Annotated in this window: 17 protein-coding genes; 7 read left to right on the forward strand and 10 right to left on the reverse strand. The window is 68.8% G+C overall.

The features are described 5' to 3' along the window. Window positions 1–22: 22 nt before the first annotated feature. Both AC3WS6_RS11245 and AC3WS6_RS11250 read left to right on the forward strand, forming a co-directional pair. Window positions 23–1,228 carry a thiolase family protein gene (locus AC3WS6_RS11245; RefSeq protein WP_492501097.1) on the forward strand — a complete coding sequence of 402 codons (1,206 nt, stop codon included), beginning with the start codon at window positions 23–25 and terminating at the stop codon, window positions 1,226–1,228. A gap of 6 nt (window positions 1,229–1,234) precedes the next feature. Next, window positions 1,235–3,394 (forward strand): 3-hydroxyacyl-CoA dehydrogenase NAD-binding domain-containing protein, encoded by a 2,160-nt coding sequence (locus AC3WS6_RS11250; RefSeq protein WP_492501098.1) that lies wholly within the window; start codon window positions 1,235–1,237, stop codon window positions 3,392–3,394. A 43-nt stretch (window positions 3,395–3,437) separates the two neighbouring features. Here AC3WS6_RS11250 and AC3WS6_RS11255 read toward each other — a convergent pair whose 3' ends face one another. From AC3WS6_RS11255 to AC3WS6_RS11265, 3 genes are read right to left on the reverse strand one after another with little or no spacing between them, the layout of a single operon-like run. Then, on the reverse strand, window positions 3,438–5,096 hold the full coding sequence (locus AC3WS6_RS11255) for a GMC oxidoreductase (protein ID WP_492501099.1): 1,659 nt from the start codon (window positions 5,094–5,096) through the stop codon (window positions 3,438–3,440). Then, a complete protein-coding gene (locus tag AC3WS6_RS11260; RefSeq protein WP_492501100.1) occupies window positions 5,093–6,004 on the reverse strand; it encodes a YegS/Rv2252/BmrU family lipid kinase in 912 nt (303 codons plus the stop codon). Before AC3WS6_RS11260 ends, AC3WS6_RS11255 begins: the two co-directional genes overlap by 4 nt. 1 nt (window position 6,005) lies before the next feature. After that, window positions 6,006–7,628 (reverse strand): FAD-binding oxidoreductase, encoded by a 1,623-nt coding sequence (locus AC3WS6_RS11265; RefSeq protein ID WP_492501101.1) that lies wholly within the window; start codon window positions 7,626–7,628, stop codon window positions 6,006–6,008. Window positions 7,629–7,648: 20 nt separating this feature from the next. Here AC3WS6_RS11265 and AC3WS6_RS11270 point away from each other — a divergent pair, with 20 nt between their 5' ends. The 3 genes from AC3WS6_RS11270 (at window position 7,649) to AC3WS6_RS11280 (ending at window position 10,542) form a co-directional block, all read left to right on the forward strand. Continuing rightward, a complete protein-coding gene (locus AC3WS6_RS11270) occupies window positions 7,649–8,257 on the forward strand; it encodes a TetR/AcrR family transcriptional regulator (protein ID WP_492501102.1) in 609 nt (202 codons plus the stop codon). Further along, window positions 8,254–9,705, forward strand: a complete 1,452-nt coding sequence (locus tag AC3WS6_RS11275; RefSeq protein WP_492501103.1) for a glycerol-3-phosphate dehydrogenase/oxidase — start codon at window positions 8,254–8,256, stop codon at window positions 9,703–9,705. Before AC3WS6_RS11270 ends, AC3WS6_RS11275 begins: the two co-directional genes overlap by 4 nt. Before the next feature lie 141 nt (window positions 9,706–9,846). Beyond that, the gene (locus AC3WS6_RS11280) at window positions 9,847–10,542 is read left to right on the forward strand and encodes an SPFH domain-containing protein (protein WP_492501104.1); all 696 of its coding nucleotides are present in this window, start codon (window positions 9,847–9,849) and stop codon (window positions 10,540–10,542) included. 36 nt (window positions 10,543–10,578) lie between these two features. Here the strand turns inward: AC3WS6_RS11280 and dxs are convergent, their stop codons facing one another. The 5 genes from dxs to dut form a co-directional block, all read right to left on the reverse strand. Then, window positions 10,579–12,519 (reverse strand): 1-deoxy-D-xylulose-5-phosphate synthase, encoded by a 1,941-nt coding sequence (gene dxs / locus AC3WS6_RS11285; RefSeq protein ID WP_492501105.1) that lies wholly within the window; start codon window positions 12,517–12,519, stop codon window positions 10,579–10,581. Between the two features lie 169 nt (window positions 12,520–12,688). After that, on the reverse strand, window positions 12,689–15,571 hold the full coding sequence (locus AC3WS6_RS11290; RefSeq protein ID WP_492501106.1) for an aconitate hydratase: 2,883 nt from the start codon (window positions 15,569–15,571) through the stop codon (window positions 12,689–12,691). 109 nt (window positions 15,572–15,680) lie between these two features. Next, entirely contained in the window at window positions 15,681–16,421 is a 741-nt protein-coding gene (locus tag AC3WS6_RS11295; RefSeq protein ID WP_492501107.1) for a DUF3159 domain-containing protein, read from the reverse strand. Continuing rightward, window positions 16,418–17,005 carry a DUF3710 domain-containing protein gene (locus AC3WS6_RS11300; protein WP_201469841.1) on the reverse strand — a complete coding sequence of 196 codons (588 nt, stop codon included), beginning with the start codon at window positions 17,003–17,005 and terminating at the stop codon, window positions 16,418–16,420. Before AC3WS6_RS11300 ends, AC3WS6_RS11295 begins: the two co-directional genes overlap by 4 nt. After that, the gene (gene dut, locus AC3WS6_RS11305; protein WP_492501108.1) at window positions 16,998–17,489 is read right to left on the reverse strand and encodes a dUTP diphosphatase; all 492 of its coding nucleotides are present in this window, start codon (window positions 17,487–17,489) and stop codon (window positions 16,998–17,000) included. Before dut ends, AC3WS6_RS11300 begins: the two co-directional genes overlap by 8 nt. Window positions 17,490–17,501: 12 nt before the next feature. Between dut and AC3WS6_RS11310 the strand changes: the two genes are divergently transcribed. Next, window positions 17,502–17,969, forward strand: coding sequence for a DUF3093 domain-containing protein (locus tag AC3WS6_RS11310; RefSeq protein WP_492501109.1), 468 nt, complete (start codon window positions 17,502–17,504; stop codon window positions 17,967–17,969). A 66-nt stretch (window positions 17,970–18,035) separates the two neighbouring features. Here the strand turns inward: AC3WS6_RS11310 and AC3WS6_RS11315 are convergent, their stop codons facing one another. Beyond that, entirely contained in the window at window positions 18,036–18,329 is a 294-nt protein-coding gene (locus tag AC3WS6_RS11315; protein ID WP_201469844.1) for a DUF4193 domain-containing protein, read from the reverse strand. A gap of 196 nt (window positions 18,330–18,525) precedes the next feature. Here AC3WS6_RS11315 and sepH point away from each other — a divergent pair, with 196 nt between their 5' ends. Then, window positions 18,526–19,566 (forward strand): septation protein SepH, encoded by a 1,041-nt coding sequence (gene sepH / locus AC3WS6_RS11320; protein ID WP_492501110.1) that lies wholly within the window; start codon window positions 18,526–18,528, stop codon window positions 19,564–19,566. Between the two features lie 26 nt (window positions 19,567–19,592). On the opposite strand, the gene AC3WS6_RS11325 is transcribed toward sepH, so the two are convergent. Further along, on the reverse strand, window positions 19,593–20,714 hold the full coding sequence (locus tag AC3WS6_RS11325) for an alkaline phosphatase family protein (RefSeq protein ID WP_492501111.1): 1,122 nt from the start codon (window positions 20,712–20,714) through the stop codon (window positions 19,593–19,595). Between the last annotated feature and the right edge of the window lie 50 nt (window positions 20,715–20,764).

A 20,764-nucleotide genomic window follows, 5' to 3' on the forward strand; every position in this document is an offset into this window, starting at 1 on the left:
ACCGCACAAACTTGGAGGCAGAGTGGCCGAGATCTCGGACGTCTTCTTCGTCGATGGAGTGCGCACCCCCTTCGGGCGCGCCGGCGAAAAGGGCATGTACTGGAACACCCGCGCAGATGACCTCGCCGTGAAGGCGACCATCGGCCTGATGGAGCGGAACGCCGCAGTCCCGGCCGATCGCATCGACGACGTGGCCATCGCCGCGACCAGCCAGACGGGAGACCAGGGGCTCACCCTCGGCCGCTCGGTGGCGATCCTCGCCGGGCTTCCGCAGACCGTTCCCGGTCTGGCGGTCGAGCGCATGTGCGCGGGCGCCATGACCAGCGTCACGACCATGGGCGCATCGATCGGCGTCGGCATGTACGACTTCGCCCTCGCCGGTGGCGTCGAGCACATGGGCCATCACCCGATCGGCGGCAACGCGGATCCCAACCCCCGGTTCGTCGCGGAGCGCATGGTCGACCCCGGCGCTCTGAACATGGGTGTCACGGCAGAGCGCATCTTCGACCGCTTCCCGCACCTCACCAAGGAGCGCTCCGACCGGTTCGGCATGCTCAGCCAGCACAAGGTGCAGGCGGCGTACGACGCCGGCAAGATCCAGCCTGACCTCGTCCCTGTCGCCACCAAGACGGCCGACGGCGCCTGGGGCCTCGCCACGGAGGATGAAGGTCGTCGTCCGCAGACCACCATGGAGGACCTCGCGGCCCTCAAGACGCCGTTCCGACCGCACGGTCGCGTGACCGCCGGCACCTCGTCGCCCCTCACCGACGGCGCGACCATGTCGCTGCTCGCCGGCGGCGGTGCGGTGAAGGAGTTCGGTCTCGCGCCGAAGATGCGCATGGTCTCGTTCGCATTCGCGGGCGTCCAGCCCGAGATCATGGGCATCGGCCCGATCCCCTCGACCGAGAAGGCGCTGAAGAAGGCCGGGCTCACGATCGCCGACATCGGTCTGTTCGAGCTGAACGAGGCCTTCGCGATCCAGGTCATCTCGCTGCTCGACCACTTCGGCATCGCCGACGACGACCCCCGGGTCAACCAGTGGGGCGGCGCCATCGCGCTCGGGCACCCGCTCGCGGCATCCGGTGTGCGTCTGATGATCCAGCTCGCGGCGCAGTTCGCCGAGCGTCCCGACGTGCGCTACGGCCTGACGGCGATGTGCGTCGGTCTCGGCCAGGGCGGATCGGTCATCTGGGAGAACCCGCACTTCAACGGCAAGAAGAGGAAGTAATCGCCGATGGCACACTCGATTTCCGAACAGTACGCGAACGTCGACTTCTCCCCCATCCAGGCCCTCACCGACGGTGAGGTGATCACGCACTCCCCCGTGCGTGACATCCGCCTCGCCTCGGGCAAGACACTGGCGCTCATCACGCTCGACAACGGGCGCGACCACACGCGTCCGAACACCCTGGGGCCGGCAACGCTCACCGCTCTCGGCGACACGCTCGACGCCCTCGCCGCCCGCGCCGCCGCCGGAGAGATCCAGGCCGTGGGCATCACCGGCAAGCAGTACATCCTGGCCGCCGGCGCCGATCTGTCCGACATCAGCAAGGTCGGCTCGCGCGACAACGCACGCCTGATCGCGCAGCTCGGCCACAAGGTTCTCGGCAAGTTCGGCGAGCTCGGCGTTCCCTCGTTCGCGTTCGTGAACGGGCTCGCGCTCGGCGGCGGGCTCGAGATCGCCCTCAACTCCAGCTATCGCACGGTCGACGCGTCCGCCGCCGCGATCGCGCTGCCGGAGGTCTTCCTGGGCATCATCCCGGGCTGGGGCGGCGCCTACCTGCTGCCGAACCTGATCGGCATCGAGAACGCCCTCGAGGTCGTCATTTCGAACCCGCTGAAGCAGAACCGGATGCTGAAGCCGCAGCAGGCGTTCGACCTGGGCATCGTCGACGCGATCTTCCCCGCGGCGAACTTCCTCGAGAACTCGCTCGCCTGGGCCGACGCGGTCCTCGGCGGCAAGAAGGTCGAACGCAAGAACGAGCCCGGCAAGATCGAGCGGCTCACCAAGTGGCCGATCGCGATCAAGATGGCACGCGGAATGCTCGAGTCGAAGATCGGCACCGTGCCGAAGTCGCCGTATGCCGCGTTGGAACTGCTCGACAAGGCGAAGAGCGGCACCAAGGCCGAGGGCTTCGCCCGCGAGGACGAGGCTCTGGCCGACCTCGTCACGGGTGATCAGTTCGCGGCGTCCATGTATGCGTTCGACCTCGTGCAGAAGCGCGCGAAGCGTCCTGTCGGCGCCCCCGACAAGGCTCTCGCCAAGAAGGTCACCAAGGTCGGCATCATCGGCGCCGGCCTCATGGCGAGCCAGTTCGCACTGCTGTTCGTGCGCAAGCTGCAGGTGCCTGTGCTGATCACCGACCTCGATCAGACGCGCGTCGACAAGGGCGTGGCATACATCCACGAAGAGATCGGCAAGCTCGAGAGCAAGGGCCGGCTGGATGCCGACTCCGCGAACAAGCTGCGCGCGCTCGTGACCGGCACGACCGACAAGAGCCTCTATGCGGACTGCGACTTCGTCATCGAGGCCGTGTTCGAAGAGGTCGGCGTCAAGCAGCAGGTGTTCGGCGAGATCGAGAAGATCATCGCCGAGGACGCGATCCTCGCGACCAACACCTCGTCGCTCTCGGTCGAGGAGATCGGTGCGAAGCTCGCTCACCCCGAGCGCCTCGTCGGCTTCCACTTCTTCAACCCGGTCGCGGTGATGCCGCTGATCGAGATCGTGAAGACGCCGACGACCTCCGAAGCGGCGCTCTCGACGGCGTTCGTCGTCGCGAAGAACCTCGGCAAGAACGCGGTCCTGACCGCCGACGCCCCGGGCTTCGTCGTGAACCGCCTGCTGGCGAAGGTCATGGGCGAGGCCGCTCGCGCGGTCTACGAGGGAACCCCGATCACGGACGTCGAGAAGGCCTTCGCGCCCCTCGGACTGCCGATGGGGCCCTTCCAGCTGATCGATCTGGTCGGATGGAAGGTCGCCGCTCACGTGCAGGACACGATGGCGCACGCGTTCCCCGACCGCTTCTACGCGAACGAGAACTTCCACGCGCTCGCGGAGCTCGACGCGGTCGTCGAGAAGGACAAGGGCGGTCGCGTCACAGGCTGGACGAAGCAGGCCGAGAAGCTGCTCAAGCCGGCCGTCGGCAAGACGCCGGCCTCGGCCGAGACCATCCTGCAGCGCGTGCAGGACGGCCTGGCGAGCGAGATCAAGCTGATGCTCGACGAGGGCGTCGTGCCCGAGGTCGAGGACATCGACCTGTGCCTCATCCTCGGCGCGGGCTGGCCCTTCATCGATGGTGGGGCCTCGCCCTACCTCGACCGTGAGGGTGCCTCGGAGCGCGCTTTCGGCGGGGAGTTCCACACCCCGCAGATCCGCGGCATCGAACACCGCTGATCGGCTCGTTCGAAGGGGGTCGCGCGTCGCGCGGCCCCCTTCGTCATGCGAGCTGCGCGGGACGCTCGTCGGCGTCGCCGGAGCGCGGCCAGAAAGACATCGCCCGCTCCGCCAGCGCCGTGATCGTCAACGACGGGTTCACCCCGGGATTCGCGGGCACCGCTGCGCCGTCGACGACGTGCAGCCCCGGATGACCCCACACCCGGTGGAAGCGGTCGACGACGCCGGTCTCCGGCGACGCCGAGATCACGGCCCCGCCGAGGAAGTGCGCGGTGAGCGGGATGCCGAAGACCTCCGGCCACGAGCCCCGCGCCTCTGCGGGGACGCCGCCCTCCCTCTCGACACGTGCGGCTATGGCCGCGGCCGCGCGATGCGCCTGCGGCAGGTAGCTCGGGTTCGGCTCCCCATGCCCCTGAGAGCTCGTCATGACCAGGCGCCCGAATCGGCGACGCAGCGACAGCGTGAGCGAGTTGTCGACGGTCTGCATGACGAGCGCGATGATGCCGCGTTCACTCCAGCGCCGGAGAGAGCCCAGGCGCAGCTGACGGATCGGCGCCCGCAGGAACCTCGCGCCGAGAGCGCCCAGTCGACGACCGAGCGGCACATCCCCGGGAACCATGATCGACGCCAGAGCACCCATCAGGTTCGAGCCTGCTCCGTAGCGCACGTTCTCGACGTGCGTGCGCTCGTCGATGTGGAAGGACGTCGTGATCGCGACGCCGTGCGCGAGCTCCAGCGACGCGGGGACGTCGACCGCCACGGCGCCGTCGAGGGCTTCCGAGTTGGTCCTCGTGAGCCGCCCGAGGGAGTCGGAGACGCCGGGGAGCGCTCCCGAGCGCTTCATGCGGTGCAGCAGCTGCTGAGTCCCCCATGTGCCCGCAGCCAGCACCACCTGACGTGCCTTCACGGTGCGGCGCTCCCGCCGCAGCCATGCACCGCTGCGCTCCGTCGTCACGGCGAAGCCGCCGTCCGCGAGTTCGCGCACCTCCGTGACGGTGCGCCGTGGCTCGATCGCGACGCCGCGCCTCTCAGCGAGCGCGAGGTAGTTCTTCATCAGGGTGTTCTTGGCCCCGACTCGGCATCCGACCATGCAGTTGCCGCACAGCGTGCACCCCGTGCGCTCCGGGCCCTCCCCACCGAAGAAGGGATCGGGTGTGCGCACGCCCGGCATCCCGAGCCAGACACCGACCGGTGCGTGGCGGAACGTGCTGCCGACGCCGAGGTCTGCTGCGGCTCCTGCCATGATGCGCTCTACCGGACCCGTGTGCGGATAATGCTCCACCACCCCGAGCATCCGCTTCGCGGTCGCATAGTGCGTCGACAGCTCGGCGTCCCAGTCCGCGAGTGCACTCCACTGCGGATCCGTGAAGAACGCGGCGCCGGGCTGGTAGAGGGTGTTGGCGTAGTTGAGGGAGCCGCCGCCGACACCCGCGCCGGCGAGGATCATCACGTGCGGAAGACGATGGATGCGCTGGATGCCGAAGCATCCCAGCCTCGGTGCCCACACGTAGCGACGGACGTCCCAGCTGGTCTTCGCGAAATCCTGGTCCTCGAAGCGACGGCCTGCCTCGTACACCCGAACGCGATAGCCTTTCTCGGCGAGGCGCAGGGCGGCCACCGAGCCGCCGAACCCCGACCCGATCACAACGACGTCCTCGTCGTGAGCACCGAAGCGCGGCTGGTCGCGCCGGGTGTCGTTCATGCCTGCTCCCCTCGTCCAGCGGGAACGAGGACGGTCAGCGCCGCGCGTCGGATCCCGATGGTGCATTCGTCCTCTCCCATCCGCTCGCCGTCGGCGTACACGACGAGCCCGGGGGCGCTCACGGTCACCGACCGCGCCTGCCGATGGGTCACCTCCGGTCGAGTCAGATGGGTGCCGCGCAGCAGCAGCGGGAACAGCCGCAGCAGCCGGAGCCGGGTCAGCGGCGCCACCTGCACGATGTCGAGCACTCCGTCGTCGGCCGCAGCACCGGCGCACAGGGGCATGCCCCCGCCGTAGCTCTCGGTGTTCCCCACCGCGACGAGCGTTCCTGGCAACAGCCGACGCGCCTCGCCGTCGATCGCGACCGTGAAGTCCATCGGCCGGAGACGCACGAGCTCCACGACGAGCGCCAGGTAGTAGCGCAGCACTCCGTGCGGCCAGCGCAGGCGGTTCGTCCGATCGCTCACCTTCGCATCGAAGCCGAGCGCGGCGATGGTCAGGAAAGACCCGACGCGACCCGCTGCGCGAATTTCACCGACGTCGATGGTCCGAGGCACGCCCGTCAGAGCGAGGTCGGCGGCGGCCGCCGGGTCGCCGCGCGGCAGGCCGAGAGCTCTGGCGAGGTCGTTGCCCGTGCCGGCCGGCACCAGGGCGATGGGTACCCCCGCGGCGCAGACGGGGTCGAGGATGCCCGACAGCGTGCCGTCGCCGCCGATGACCATGAGCACTCTCGGGCGTTCGTCGAGCGCCCGCGCGACGAGTTCGCGACTCGACGCGGCCGATTCCCCCACGTACACGCGAACGTCCGCGCCCCGTGTGCGCAGATGCCCGAGTGCGGCCTCAGCGCCATGCTTGCCGCGTCCCTTCCCCGCGAACGGGTTCACCAGCACGGCGATGTGATCGCCCACGTCACCGCGCCCGATCCGCGGAGAGGACCGCCCCGGGGTTGAGGATCCAGGTCGGGTCGAGCTCGCGTTTGATGGCGCTCAGGATCCGCACCCCCGTCTCTCCGATCTCCTGCTCCAGCCAGGGAGCGTGATCACGACCGACGGCGTGGTGATGGCTGATCGTTCCGCCCGCCGCGATGATCGCGTCGTTCACCCGTCCCTTGACCTCGGACCACGCCCCGAGGGGATCGGACCCCAGGTTCGCGAGCACCGTGAAATACAGCGATGCCCCGGTGGGGTAGACGTGCGAGACGTGGCACATCACGTACGGCTTCGCCCCGAGCCCGGCGAAACCGCTTCGCAACGCTGTCGTGATCTCCGACCTCAGGTGATGCAGGTTCGACCACCTCGTCGCGGTTTCGAGCGTCTCGCAGAACACCCCGGCGTCGAGCAGCGAATCGCGCAGGTACGGACCGTCGAATCGTGTGTCAAGCCACCCTGCCGCAGGTCCCTCCCCGGAGGACGTGCCGCCCGCCGCGGCCAGGATCTCCGAGGTGCGCGCTCGGCGGTCGGCGATGCCGTCGCCCTCGTAGACGGTCACGATGCTCGCGCCCTTCGTGAGCGCCTTGCCTATCCGTCCGACCTGAGCGAGGTTGACCGCGGTCTCCGCTTCGTCGGACAGCCGGATGACCGTCGGACCGCCACCGCGCTGCGCCACCGCGCGGAGGCCGTCCACGCCGCGGGAGAAGTCGGCGAAGCTCCAGGCCTCGAAGACGCGCTCACGTGGCACCGGATGCACACGAACCCGCACCTCGGTGATGACGCCGAAGATGCCCTCTGATCCGAGGAAGACCCGGATGAGATCGGGGCCGGCTGCCGACCCCGGTGAGCGACCGAGGTCGACATCGCCGGTAGGGGTCGCGACCCTGAGACCCGTGACCATCGCATCGAAGCGGCCATGCCCCGCAGAGTTCTGCCCGGACGAGCGCGCAGCGGCGAAGCCTCCGATCGTGGCGTATCGGAAGCTCTGCGGGTAGTGGCCGAGCTCGAAGCCCTGCGCGGCGAGCAGCTCTTCGGCGTCCGGACCGGTGGTCCCGGCTCCGAACCCGGCCTCCCCGCTGACCTCATCGAGGTGGAGGAGACCCGAGAGTCGGCGAAGATCCAGACTGACGACGGCGTGGTGGGTTCCCCGATCGGGCTCGAGAGCGCCGACCACGCTCGTCCCGCCGCCGAAGGGGATCACCGCGATACCGCGTTCGGCGCACACGCGCAGCACACCGACGACCTCGTCGTGGGTGCCTGGCAGCACGACTGCATCCGGCGCGGCCTGCTCCCGAGTGCGTCGCTTGAGCAGGTCGGGCGTCGAACGGCCACCGGCATGACGGATCCGCGCCTCGCTCCCGGTGTCGACGTGCGCGGCGCCGACGGCAGCCACCAGATCGCGCAGATCGTCGTCGTGGAGAGACGTCGGCGTGAGCCGCACATCGGCGAGTTCCACCGCCGGCTCCGGCGTGCGCACTCGGCCCAGCAGCAACGGCAGCAGCATCCGTGCGGCGCGGGGAAGGTCGGAGGCCCGTGCCGGGTCGCCCCAGCCGTTCCATCGCATCTCCGTCCTCACGGCGACTCTGCCGTTCTCTGCGCTCATGCGTTACAGTGTGACACATCATGGAAGAACGTCAAGCGATCATGGATGTGACGATCGGCATCGCGCCCCAGTGGGATCACACCCAGTCCCGCATCCTCGACGCCGCCGACGCGCTCATCGCCCGCCGCGGTGTGACGGGTGTGACGATCGCCGAAATCGCGCGACGCGCCGGCCACAGTCGGCCCACGATCTATCGCAGCTGGATCGACGCGGACGACGTCGTGCGCGCCGCGCTCCTGCGCAGGGTCGCCGTGATTCTCGAGCAGTTCGCCCGCACTCCGACCAGCCGACACGAACTGGTCGACGACGTCCTGCGCTTCTCCGCGCTCTTCCGCTCCGATGCCGTGTACGGGCGGCTCCTCGTCGACGAGCCGGAGGCCTTCACGCGGTATACGCTGCAGCGGGTCGGGTCGAGCCAGCGGCTGATCCTCGGCTGGCTCGCGACGTCGATCGGTGCGGCGCAGCCTGGCGGAACGGTTCGCCGCGGCGATCCCGACGAGATCGCCGTCATGCTGCTGCTCATCGCACAATCCGCCGTGCTCTCGCATGGCACGGTCTCGGAGCTCATCTCCGAGGAATCGTGGGAGCGCGAGCTGCGCGCGGCACTCGACGGGCTGCTCCGGCCGTGACCACCCACTCCCCCGACCTCAACGTCGCGCGTCGGGCCGCCGAGCTGGCACGCCTCGGCGACGATACGGTCGATCTGCTGGTGGTCGGCGGAGGCATCACGGGTGTCGGCGTCGCTCTCGACGGCGCCTCGCGGGGCCTGAGCGTCGCCCTCATCGACGCCGAGGACCTCGCGTTCGGCACCAGTCGGTTCAGCTCGAAGCTCGTGCACGGCGGACTCCGGTATCTCGCCACCGGAGATGTGGCGACGGCCAAGGAGAGCGCGTACGAGCGTCACCTGCTCATGACCCGTGTCGCCCCGCACCTCATCGGCCCGCTCGCCCAGCTCCTGCCCTTCACCACCGGGATCACCGCCCGTCAGCGTGCAGCCGGCACGATCGGGATGGCGATGGGCGATCTGCTCCGGATGCGCGCAGGCACGCCCACGCGCTTCCTGCCCCCGCCCCGTCTCGTCTCCGCGCGGACGGCACTGCGTCTCGTCCCCTCCCTCTCCGTCGACGGGCTGCGCGGCGGGATGCTCTCGTACGACGGTCAGCTCATCGATGACGCACGGCTCGTCGTGGCGGTCGCCCGAACTGCGGCGAGCCACGGCGCCCGCATCCTCACGCGAGTGCGGGCGCTCGATCTGCGCGCAGACGGGGCGACGGCGGAAGACACGGTCACGGGAGAGCGGCTCGAGATCCGGGCGCGGACGGTGGTCAATGCCACCGGCGTATGGGCCGGCAGTCTCGATGAGTCGATCACGGTGCGTCCCAGCCGCGGAACCCATATCGTGCTCGACGCCGCCGACCTCGGTGCCCCGGCGGCCGCGCTGACGATCCCCCATGAGGGCTCCATCAGCCGCTACGTATTCGCCCTGCCGCAGCAGCACGGACGTGTGATCGTCGGACTCACCGACGAGGACGCTCCAGGACCGGTGCCGCGCGTGCCGATGGCGACCGAGGGCGAGATCCAGTTCCTGCTCGCGAGCCTCAACCGCGTGCTGTCCACGTCCATCACCCGCGCGCAGGTCAAGGGGTCGTTCGCCGGCCTTCGCCCGCTCGTCGACACGGGCGCGGCGACGACGGCGGACATCTCCCGCCGCCATCTCGTGAGCGTCTCCGAACGCGGCATCGTCAGCGTGCTCGGCGGCAAGCTGACGACCTATCGGCGGATGGCGCAGGATGCCGTCGACCTCGCCACGAACGCTGCGGGACTCGTCACCGGCCCCAGCCGCACGGCATCCCTGCGGCTCACGGACTCCGCTCCGCCGACGTCGGACGGCCAGTCCCTGGAGCACGGGCGGGTGTCCCGGGCCGTCATCGAGTTCGCCGTGCGCGCCGAGGGCGCGATGACCGCCGATGACGTCCTCGATCGACGCACGCGCATCGGCCTGGTCGATGAGGACAGGGAGCGGAACCGGCCGTCGGTCGAGGACGCCGTCGCCGAGATCCTCGCCGAGCTCACCTGAGCGCTCTTGTCGACGCGTGCCCGCGCGCGCCGTATCCACCTCGGGCCGCGCTGGGGAACGCACACGGAACAGCGCATGAACAGCTGCTCGGCGCGGCCGAACACGATGCCCTCCGTCCGGGCGACGAGGCACAGTGGTGACATGGACATGCTCCTCTCGATGCTGGGCGGCAAGGGGATGTCGGGGCTCTTCAAGACCGGCACGGCGATCCTCACGATCCTCCTGGTCGTTCCCGCGCTGTTGAAGATCTTCGTCGTCACGGTCGACGAGGGATGGGCGGCGATCCGCACGCGAAACGGCAAGCCCATCATCCGGAACCGCCCACAACGCCGCCCGTCATCCCGTGGCGGAGCGCTCGGCGAGGTGGTCGTGCTCGACCCGGGATCCCACTGCGCGTTCCCGCTCTTCTACTGGTACCGACTCATCGACGTCCGCTGCAGGGCGACGGACCTGCCGGCGCGCGAGATGACCGGCGCGGCCGGGCACCAGCACCGGGTGCACGCATCGTTCGAGTGGCGCCCCATTCCGACCGGGCGAGATCTCCGTGTGTTCGAACTCGACGTGGTCAACGTCACAGAACGCGCGTCGAACATCGTCGGAGCAGCGCTGCGCGACGTCATCCGCGGTCTGGACAGCGCAGAGCTTCCGCACAACGATGAGATCAACGCCCGCGTGATCGCGGCCAGCGCCGACGAGGTGCGGCGCGCCTGCGGGGTGGAGCTGGTGCGGGTCATGGTCACCGGCGATGCGCTGACCGACGGATACCTCATGTCATCCGCGCTGCGCGACGCCGATCGCGGGGCTCAGGCAGTCGCCGCCCTCCACGCGCTCAACTGAGCCGCAGCGCCCCGCCGCGCCGGGAGCAGGAAGAAGTCAGCTCCGCTCGTGGAGCGGCAGATCGATCGTCCCGCTCGCACCGGCATCCCGCGCGACCGGGATCCGCGTTCCGAGCACCTGGGACACGACGTCCTGCGCGATCTTCGATGCGGTCAGACCCGCATCGGCGAGAATCTCGTCCCGCGACGCATGGTCGATGAACTCGTCGGGCAGCCCGAGCTCATCCACGGCCGTATCGATACCGGCCTCGCGAAGAACCTGACGCACGCGTGTGCCGATGCCGCCGACGCGGATGCCGTCCTCGAGGGTGATGACGAGGCGGTGGCGCGCGGCCATGCTCACGATCGACGGCTGCACCGGGATGGCCCAACGCGGGTCGATGACGGTGGCGCCGATGCCCTGGGCACGCAAACGTTCTGCCACATCCATCGCCAACGCGGCGAACGGGCCGATCGCGACCAGGAGAACGTCTTCCGACTCGCCCCGAGCCAGCACATCGACGCCGTCGTGCAGCCGCTCGAGGGCCGGGAGATCCGGCGCGACGTCGCCCTTGGGGAAACGGATCACGGTGGGTGCGTCCTCGACCATGACGGCTTCATCGAGCGCCTCACGAAGCCGCGCCCCGTCACGGGGAGCCGCGATACGGATGTGGGGCACGATCTGCAGCATCGCGAGGTCCCACATGCCGTGGTGGCTGGGTCCGTCCGGTCCGGTGACTCCGGCCCGGTCGAGCACGAAGGTCACGCCCGCGCGGTGAAGCGCCACGTCCATGAGCACCTGGTCGAATGCGCGTCCCATGAACGTCGCATACAGCGCGACCACGGGGTGCAGCCCGCCGAACGCGAGCCCTGCTGCCGATGCCACGGCATGCTGCTCGGCGATGCCCACGTCGTACACCCGATCCGGGAAGCGCTCGGCGAACGGGGCGAGGCCCGTCGGACGCAGCATCGCCGCGGTCATGGCGATCACATCGTCGCGTCGCTCCCCCACCGAGACCAGCGCGTCCGAGAAGACATCGGTCCAGCCCGTCCCGCTCGACGACAGGGTCTCGCCCGTCACCGGGTCGATCTTGCCGACGGCGTGGAACTGATCGGCCTCGTCGTCTCGTGCCGGCTGGTAACCACGCCCCTTCTCGGTGATCGCGTGCACGATGACCGGAGCGCCGAAGGACTTCGCGAGCTCGAGGGTCTCGAGGAGAGCCGGGAGATCGTGGCCGTCCACCGGACCGAGGTACTTGATGTCGAGATTCGAGTAGAGGGCCTCATTGTTGGTGAAGCGCGAGAGGAAGCCGTGCGTCCCACCCCGCACACCGCGGAAGACCGCTCGCCCCATCGGACCGAAGGCGCGGAAGAGGCGATCGGACTTGTGGTGCAGCTCCTTGTACGCCGCAGCGGTGCGCACGCGGTTGAGATAGCGGGACATGCCGCCGATCGTCGGTGCGTAGGAGCGACCGTTGTCGTTGACGACGATCACGAGATTGCGGTCGTTGTCGTCGGAGATGTTGTTGAGGGCCTCCCACGTCATTCCGCCCGTCAGCGACCCGTCGCCGAGCACGGCCACGACGTGACGGTCGGCGCGGCCCGTGGCCGTCAGCGCCCGTGAGACACCATCAGCCCAGCTCAGCGAACTCGACGCGTGCGAGGACTCGACGACGTCGTGCGGGCTCTCTGAACGCTGCGGGTATCCGGCCAGGCCGCCGCGGAGGCGCAGCGACGAGAAGTCCTGCCGCCCCGTGAGCAGCTTGTGCACGTACGACTGGTGTCCTGTGTCGAAGATGAACGGGTCGTCTGGCGACGAGAAGACACGGTGCAGAGCGATCGTGAGTTCGACGACACCCAGGTTCGGGCCCAGATGCCCGCCGGTGCGCGACACATTCTCGACGAGGAACTCGCGGACCTCGCCGGCGAGTTCGATGAGCTGGTCCTCTGACAGGGAGTCGAGGTCGCGGGGTCCTGAGATGCTCGGAAGAATGGGCATCTGCACCTCCTCATAGGCACCGTTGGCGGCATCCGATTCCGGTTCGGAGGCCTGCTCGATCCTACCCCGGGCATCCGGGAAAGCTCAGGGAGCCACTCCCCCTTGACACCGCCCCTGGCATGCGGAAAGGGCCCGATTCCGAAGAACCGAGCCCTTTCCGATCCAGCGATCAGACCAACGAACGCAGCACGTACTGCAGGATGCCGCCGTTGCGGTAGTAGTCCGCCTCACCGGGAGTGTCGATGCGCACGACGGCGTCGAACTCGACGACCTGCTTGCCTTCGGGCGAGTTCTCGCTCGGGGCGGCGGTCACGCGGACCGTCTTCGGAGTGACACCGTTGTTGAGCTCCTCGAGACCCGAGATCGAGACGATCTCGGTGCCGTCGAGACCCAGCGACTCCCAGCTCTCGCCGGCCGGGAACTGCAGCGGGACGACACCCATGCCGATCAGGTTCGAGCGGTGGATGCGCTCGAAGCTCTCGGTGATGACCGCCTTGACGCCGAGAAGACTCGTGCCCTTGGCCGCCCAGTCACGCGACGAACCCGAGCCGTACTCCTTGCCGCCGAAGATGACGAGGGGCGTGCCCTGCTCCTGGTAGTTCATGCTCGCGTCGTAGATGTACGACTGCGGCCCGCCGGGCTTCGTGAAGTCGCGGGTGTAACCGCCCTCGACGACCTGACCGTCGTTGACGGCCGAGACCATGAGGTTCTTCAGGCGGATGTTCGCGAACGTGCCACGGATCATCACCTCGTGGTTGCCTCGACGCGATCCGAAGGAGTTGAAGTCCTTACGGTCCACGCCGTGCTCGGTGAGGTACTGCGCGGCCGGCGTGCCGGGCTTGATGTTGCCGGCGGGCGAGATGTGGTCGGTCGTGACCGAGTCACCCAGAGTCGCCATGACGCGCGCGCCCTCGATGTCGCGCACCGGGGTGAGCTCCATCGTCATGCCGTCGAAGTACGGAGCCTTGCGCACGTACGTCGAGTTCTCGTCCCACTGGAAGATGTCATCCTCCGGGGTGGGCAGGCTGCGCCAGCGCTCGTCGCCGTCGAAGACCGTCGCGTACTGCTTGATGAACTGCTCGCGCGAGATCGAGGAATCGACGATCTCCTGCACCTCGTCGGGCGACGGCCAGATGTCCTTGAGGAACACGTCGTTGCCGTCGGAGCCCTTGCCGAGCGCGTCGTTCTCGAAGTCGAAATGCATCGACCCCGCCAGCGCGTAGGCGATCACGAGCGGCGGGCTCGCGAGGTAGTTCATCTTCACGTCGGGGCTGATGCGGCCCTCGAAGTTGCGGTTGCCCGAGAGCACGGCGGTCACGGCGAGGTCGTGATCGTTGATGGCCGCGGAGACCTCTTCGATCAGCGGACCGGAGTTTCCGATGCAGATGGTGCAGCCGTAGCCGACGGTGTAGAAGCCGAGGCCCTCGAGGTCCTTGTCGAGGCCCGACTTCTCGTAGTAGTCGGTGACGACCTTCGAGCCAGGGCCGAGGGTGGTCTTGACCCACGGCTTCTGCTTGAGGCCCTTCTCGAGCGCCTTGCGGGCGACGAGACCTGCCGCGATCATGACCGAGGGGTTCGACGTGTTGGTGCACGACGTGATCGCTGCGAGAGTGACCGCGCCGTTGTCGAGGATGTACTGCTCGCCCGCCGGAGTGGTGACCGGCACGGGCTTCGACGCGTTCGCCGGAGCGCCGCTGTTGATGTGCACGGGCCGAGTGGTGCGCGGCTCTTCTTCGCCCGGAGCGTTGCCGGGGTCGGAGGCCGGGAACGAGTGCTTCGACTCGAGGTCGACGACGTCGTCCGACGTCGACGGCGCGGCGTAGGCCAGGATGTCCTGCTCGAACTGCGACTTCGCCTCGGAGAGGAGGATGCGGTCCTGCGGGCGCTTCGGGCCGGCGATCGACGGCACGACGGTGCCGAGGTCGAGCTCGAGGTACTCGCTGAACACGGGCTCCTGCGAGGCGTCGTGCCAGAGCTTCTGGGTCTTGGCGTAGGCCTCGACCAGCGCGACGGCCTCTTCGCTGCGACCCGTCAGGCGCAGGTAGTCGAGGGTGACGTCGTCGATCGGGAAGATCGCCGCCGTTGAGCCGAACTCAGGCGACATGTTGCCGATCGTCGCACGGTTGGCCAGCGGCACGGAGGCCACTCCCTCGCCGTAGAACTCGACGAACTTGCCGACCACGCCGTGCTTGCGCAGCTGGTCGGTGATCGTGAGCACGACATCGGTCGCCGTGACTCCCGCCGGGATCTCGCCGGAGAGCTTGAAGCCGACGACGCGCGGGATGAGCATCGACACGGGCTGGCCGAGCATGGCGGCCTCTGCCTCGATGCCGCCGACGCCCCAGCCGAGCACGCCCAGACCGTTGACCATCGTGGTGTGCGAGTCGGTGCCGACGCAGGTGTCGGGGTATGCGCGCAGCACGCCGTCGACCGTGCGGTCGTAGATGACCTTCGCCAGGTGCTCGATGTTGACCTGGTGCACGATGCCGGTTCCCGGGGGAACGACCTTGAAGTCGCTGAAAGCCGTCTGGCCCCAGCGGAGGAACTGGTACCGCTCGCCGTTGCGCTCGTACTCGATCTCGACGTTGCGCTCGAGCGCGTTCTCCGAACCGAAGAGGTCGGCGATCACCGAGTGATCGATGACCATCTCGGCAGGCGAGAGCGGGTTGATCTTGTTCGCGTCGCCACCCAGCGCCGTGACGGCCTCACGCATGGTGGCGAGGTCGACGATGCAGGGAACACCCGTGAAGTCCTGCATGACCACGCGGGCCGGCGTGAACTGGATCTCGGTGCTCGGCTCGGCCGCGGCATCCCATGAGCCCAGGGCTTCGATCTGCGCCTTGGTCACATTCGCGCCGTCTTCGGTGCGAAGCAGGTTCTCGAGGAGGACCTTCAGACTGAAAGGGAGCTTGTCGAAACCGGGCACCGTGTCGATGCGGAAGATCTCGTAGTCGGTGCTGCCGACCGTCAGGGTGCTCTTGGCACCGAAGCTGTTCACCGTGGACACGAATCCGTCTCCTTCTATTCGGATGGGAGCGACAGGCGCCTCCATCTTGCTCGCCAGCGAGCCCCTGCGGCTAGCAAGGCAGTCCTAACCAGTCTGCTCCGCTCAGCCTCCGGGCGAAAGCCTGCAAATTTATCTTGATATCAAGATAAATCTATCACGACTGCGGCGGTGTACCGGAATCCGGGGTGCGCGGGTAGAGCGCACGCACGACGAGCCATGTGACGGCGATCAGCGGCGCGAACAGCGGGAGTCCCATGATGAGCTTCAGCGTGCCGAGAGCCGTCACGTCACCCGCGAGATACAGCGGGAGCTGCACCGCGAGCCTGGCGTAGAACAGCGCGGCCCAGGCGACTCCGAGCCACAGGAACGCCCGACGCTTGCGCCGGTCGTTGCGCCACGCCGTGCCCTCCCCCATGAGGAATCCCACAGCAAGACCGATCAGCGACCATCCGACCAGCGCCGACACGAGCATCGCCGTGCCGTACGCCGCGTTGGTGAGCAGCCCGGGAACGAAGTTGTCCTCACCCCGCCCCGTCCACAGCGCGATACCGGCCGCAGCGGCAGCCGCCACGAGACCGCCGATCGCCGCGGACGGCGGCGACTTCTGGATGAGGCGGACCACGGTGAACACCGCTGCGAGACCCACCGAGACCCCGAGCGGCAGGAGCAGCGGTTCGGGCGCGATCGTGAAGAGGATGACGAAAGCGAGGCTCGGCAGGACCGACTCGAGGATTCCGCGCCATCCGCCGATCGCCGACCACACGACCTTGTGCGTCGCGCCGGTCTCGGCAGGATCCAGGCCCGCACGGCGCGCCGCTCCTCCGAGCGCCGCCCCCAGCATGTCCGAAGCGCTCTGCTCGCGCTCCGGCTCCGGCGGCGTCAGAGGCGTGCTCACGCCGAACCGGGCGTCGCGGGCATCTTGAGCGGGATCAGGTCGCGAGGCGGCATGGGAGCCCCGCCGCGCACGACGACGATCGACCGGAAGAGGTCCTCGACCTTGGCAGCGGCTTCGAGGTCGGACGCCGCTGCGCCTCCGATCACTCCACGCAGGAACCAGCGGGGCCCGTCGATGCCGATGAAGCGCGCGAGCCGCAGGCCCGAGCCCTCGTTGGCCGCCGCGGGAACCTCGGCGAGAAGCTCCTTGCCCAGAGGCCCGTCGCGCTCCTCGACTCGTCCCCCCTGAGTGCGCACCTGATCGCGCAGCTGCACGCGGGTCTCGTCCCACAGCCCACCGGAACGCGGAGCCGCGAACGGCTGCACCTGCAGCGACGAGTCGGCGTAGTCGAGCCCGACCGCGACGATGCGCTTCGACTGCTCCTCGACCTCGAGCCGGAGATTGAGGCCCTCACGCGGCAGGATCTTGATGCCGCCGAGATCGATGTACGGGCGAACCGGGTTCGCCTCGGAGTCGTCGAAGGGGCCTTCGGTGGCCCGGTTCTCGGGGGCCGACTTCGAGGGAGTCGCGTTGTTGTCAGTCATTGGCCTGTCCTGCCGGAGTCGAATGAGATGCTGCCTGGTACCCGGTCGAGCCGAAGCCGCCTTCACCGCGGACGCTGTCCGGCAGCTCCTCGACCGGGAGGAAGACGGCGCGCGTCACGGGCATGATGATCAGCTGCGCGATGCGATCGCCGACGGCGACATCGTACGCGCTGCGGATGTCGGTGTTGATCAGACTCACCTTGATCTCGCCGCGATACCCGGCGTCGACCGTGCCGGGCGAGTTCACGATGGAGATCCCGTGCTTGGCGGCGAGGCCGCTGCGGGGAACCACGAACGCGGCGTAGCCCTCGGGCAGAGCGATGCGCACGCCGGTGGCCACCAGCGCGCGCTCCCCCGGTTCGAGGTGCACGGCCTCTGCCGCGACGAGGTCGGCACCGGCGTCTCCCGGATGCGCGTATCCGGGCACGACGGGTGCGCCGTCGAGCACAGGCGCGATAATGGGGAGATCAACGGAATCAGTCACCCCCCGAGGCTAATGCAGAACATCGCTCACGACACACGACCGCGCTACCGCGAGAGGCTCTCACCGAGCCTGCGGCTCCTGACGACGGTGGCACTGGCGGGCCCCATGGTGTCGCTCATCTTCATCCCGCTCGGCTCGGCGACCGTGGCTCTGATCGTCGGCGCGGCGGTCTCCGCACTCCTCGTCGCCGGACTCGTCGCCTCCGCCCCCGTCGTCTCTGTCGAGAGCGGAGTCCTCAGGGCAGGACGCGCACACATCGACACCCGCCATCTCGGCGACGCTGTCGCGCTCAGCGGCGAAGCCGCCCGGCAGGCGCGTGGGCCAGGGCTTCCGGCCCGCGGGTGGCACCTGATCCGCGGCGGCATCGACGGCATCGTCACCGTCCCCAACACCGATCAGGACGATCCCGTCGACACCTGGACGATCTCGACTCGCACGCCCGATCGCCTCGCGGCCGCGATCGCTCGCTCCACGCACTGACCCCTCAACGACGAACGCGCCCCTGACCGTGAGGTCGGGGGCGCGCGGAGCGTCGCTCGGATGCGCTCAGGCGGCGCATTCCTTGCAGATGGGGCCGGACGCGTCCTCGTGGTCGAGCTGCGAGCGGTGCTTCACGAGGAAGCAGCTCATGCAGGTGAACTCGTCCTGCTGCGCGGGCAGCACGACGACATCGAGCTCGAGGTCGGACAGATCGGCACCGGGGAGGTCGAAGCTGGACGGGTTGTCCGCATCCTCGTCTCCCGAAGAGCCGGAGAGCTTGTCCGGCACACGCTCCTTGAGGGCTTCGATCGACTCGGAGTCGTCTTCACTCTTTCGGGGAGCGTCGTAGTCGGTTGCCATGTGGTGAATCTCCACTTTCATGCGAGTGGGTGGTGCGCCGTCGGGGTAATCGGCGGCCATAGTTTGCATGACCTCGGGACAATAAGCAAATGCCCGGGGCTGCGACAGACCAAACTGGCGGCGCGCCCAGAGTATTCCCTGCCCCGAGCGCGGCCTCATGACACCATGAATGCACACCCATCAGAGGGGCATTCGCATGGAAAACGTCACCATCGTCGGCACAGAAGCAGGAGTCCTCGTACTCGCGACCGAGTCGGGCGAGCGGTTCGCGCTGCCCATCGACGACGTCCTGCACCGCGAGATCAGGCGGGCGACCCGCCAAGGCGAGCCCGCACCGCAGCGGCTGGCGGCCAGCCCCCGCGACATCCAGGCGCAGATCCGCGCCGGCCTCACGGCCCCCGAGGTCGCCGAACTGCTCGGCATCACGGTCGACGACGTGGCGCGATTCGAGGGCCCCGTGCTGGCCGAGCGCGAGCACATCATCGGCCAGGCGCTCGCCGTGCCGGTTCTGATCGGCAGCGATGTCGAGCCGGATGCGCAGCCCACCTTCGGCACCGCCATCCGCGCCAAGCTCTCCGAGGTCGAGGCCTCGGCCGAGCGCTGGGCGAGCTGGAAGGACGACAGCGGGTGGATCATCAAGCTCGAGTTCGCGGCCAACGAGGTCGAGCACGACGCACGGTGGAGCTTCGATCCACGCCGCAGCGCTCTCGCTCCGCTTAACGCGGATGCCACGCAGCTGTCTCGTCAGGGGTCGCTCCCCGAGGGGCTGATCCCGCGACTGCGCGCGGTCGAGAGCGAGCGGCAGGTCTCGCCGTACAAGGACGACAGCCGTTTCGACTCAGGGGCCTTCGGACCGCGACTCGTGCCGGCGACTGACGGCGTCGACGATGCTGCTGGGCGCGAGCGCTCCCCCGCATCGGTGCAGGAGGCCGCGACCAAGCGTGCGCCCGACTCCCAGACGACCAGCCCGGAGACGGCCGATCTTCTCGAGGCGCTCCGTCGCCGACGTGGCCAGCGCGAAACCGCCCCGCTGATCGACGATGACGCTCTCCTCACCACCGACAACGATCCGATCGCGATCTTCGACGCGTTCGAGACGGGCTCGATCGACGAGCCCTCGACGACACCCGATCCCGCACCGGAATCCAGCGGCTCGGATGGCAGCGGTCGTCGCAAGCGCCGCAACGCGATGCCCTCGTGGGATGAGATCGTCTTCGGAGCACGGACGGACGAGTGAGCCCCGATCCTGCGGCGTGCGCGCGCTCAGCGTGAGAACGCGCCGAAACGCAGCAGTGGCACCTGGCGTTCCTCGGGCGTGAGTCCGCCGTGCTGGCCGATCATTCCCCGGTTGCGCTGGTCGGGTGCGGTCCCGTCGTAGACGGCGACGTTCCCGCGTGCGACGACCAGCAGATCGCCGATCCGAGACGCCGCAGCCTCCGTGACCGTCGGCCCGAACAGCCCCGCCGCGATCGCCTCCTGACGAGTGCCGACATCGGCGAGTCCCGCGAGATCCTGCGACCAACGGGCAGACGTCTCGGCCGCATCCGAGCCGGGGTCGAGGTAGACGTGCAGCATCCTCGGCTCGCCGCCGATCGAGTGCACACCACGCAGGTGCTCCGCCTCGAGCACGACCTGGCGATGCGCCGGGACGTCGACCATGCCGTGGTCCGAAGTGACGAGCACTCCGACCCCGGCCGGCACACGCAGTGCCAGCGCCCGATCGATCTCCTCGAGGGCCGCGACCCACTCCTGAGATGCGACTCCGTGCCGATGGCCCGCCTTGTCGGCCTCGGGGAGGTAGCAGTAGACGAGAGACCCCGGGTTGCTCTCGGCGAGGTCGTACGCCACTTCGACGCGCTGGGCGGGCGTGTCCGCGGGCACGAACTCCGCGCCGCGCAGGGTGGCTCGCGTGAACCCGCTGTGCGCGTACGCGGCGACCCCGACGGCGAACGCCGGCCGTCCTTCGGCGCGGGCTCGTTCGAAGACCGTGGGCATGCTCTGCCAGGTCGCCGGATCCACCCCCTCCGTCTCCCAGCCGGTGAGCTGGTTCACGAGCACATCACGCGAGCGATCGAGCACTCGGTATCCGACGAGACCGTGCTGGCCCGGCCAGGCACCGGTCAGCAGACTCGTCAGTGCGGCGGCGGTGGTCGACGGGAAGACGGACTGGGCCACATCCTTCTTGGCCATCCCGGAAGTGAGAGCGCGGGCATGGCCGGCATGAGCGCGGAGGCCGATCGCACCCAGTCCGTCGATGAGGACCAGCACGGCGGATGTCGCGCGCGGCAGCACCGCGGATTCGCCTCGGAGAGCGGCGAACAGGTCGTCCGCCACCCCGACGAGGCTCCGGGCTGAGGGCGACTCGGGCGGTAGAATGAGGGACATCCGAGCCAGTCTGACACAGGCTCCCGTACGTTCTCAGCCTCGCACCATTC

The organism is Microbacterium sp. EB106-03-03-XG65 (assembly GCF_058791955.1).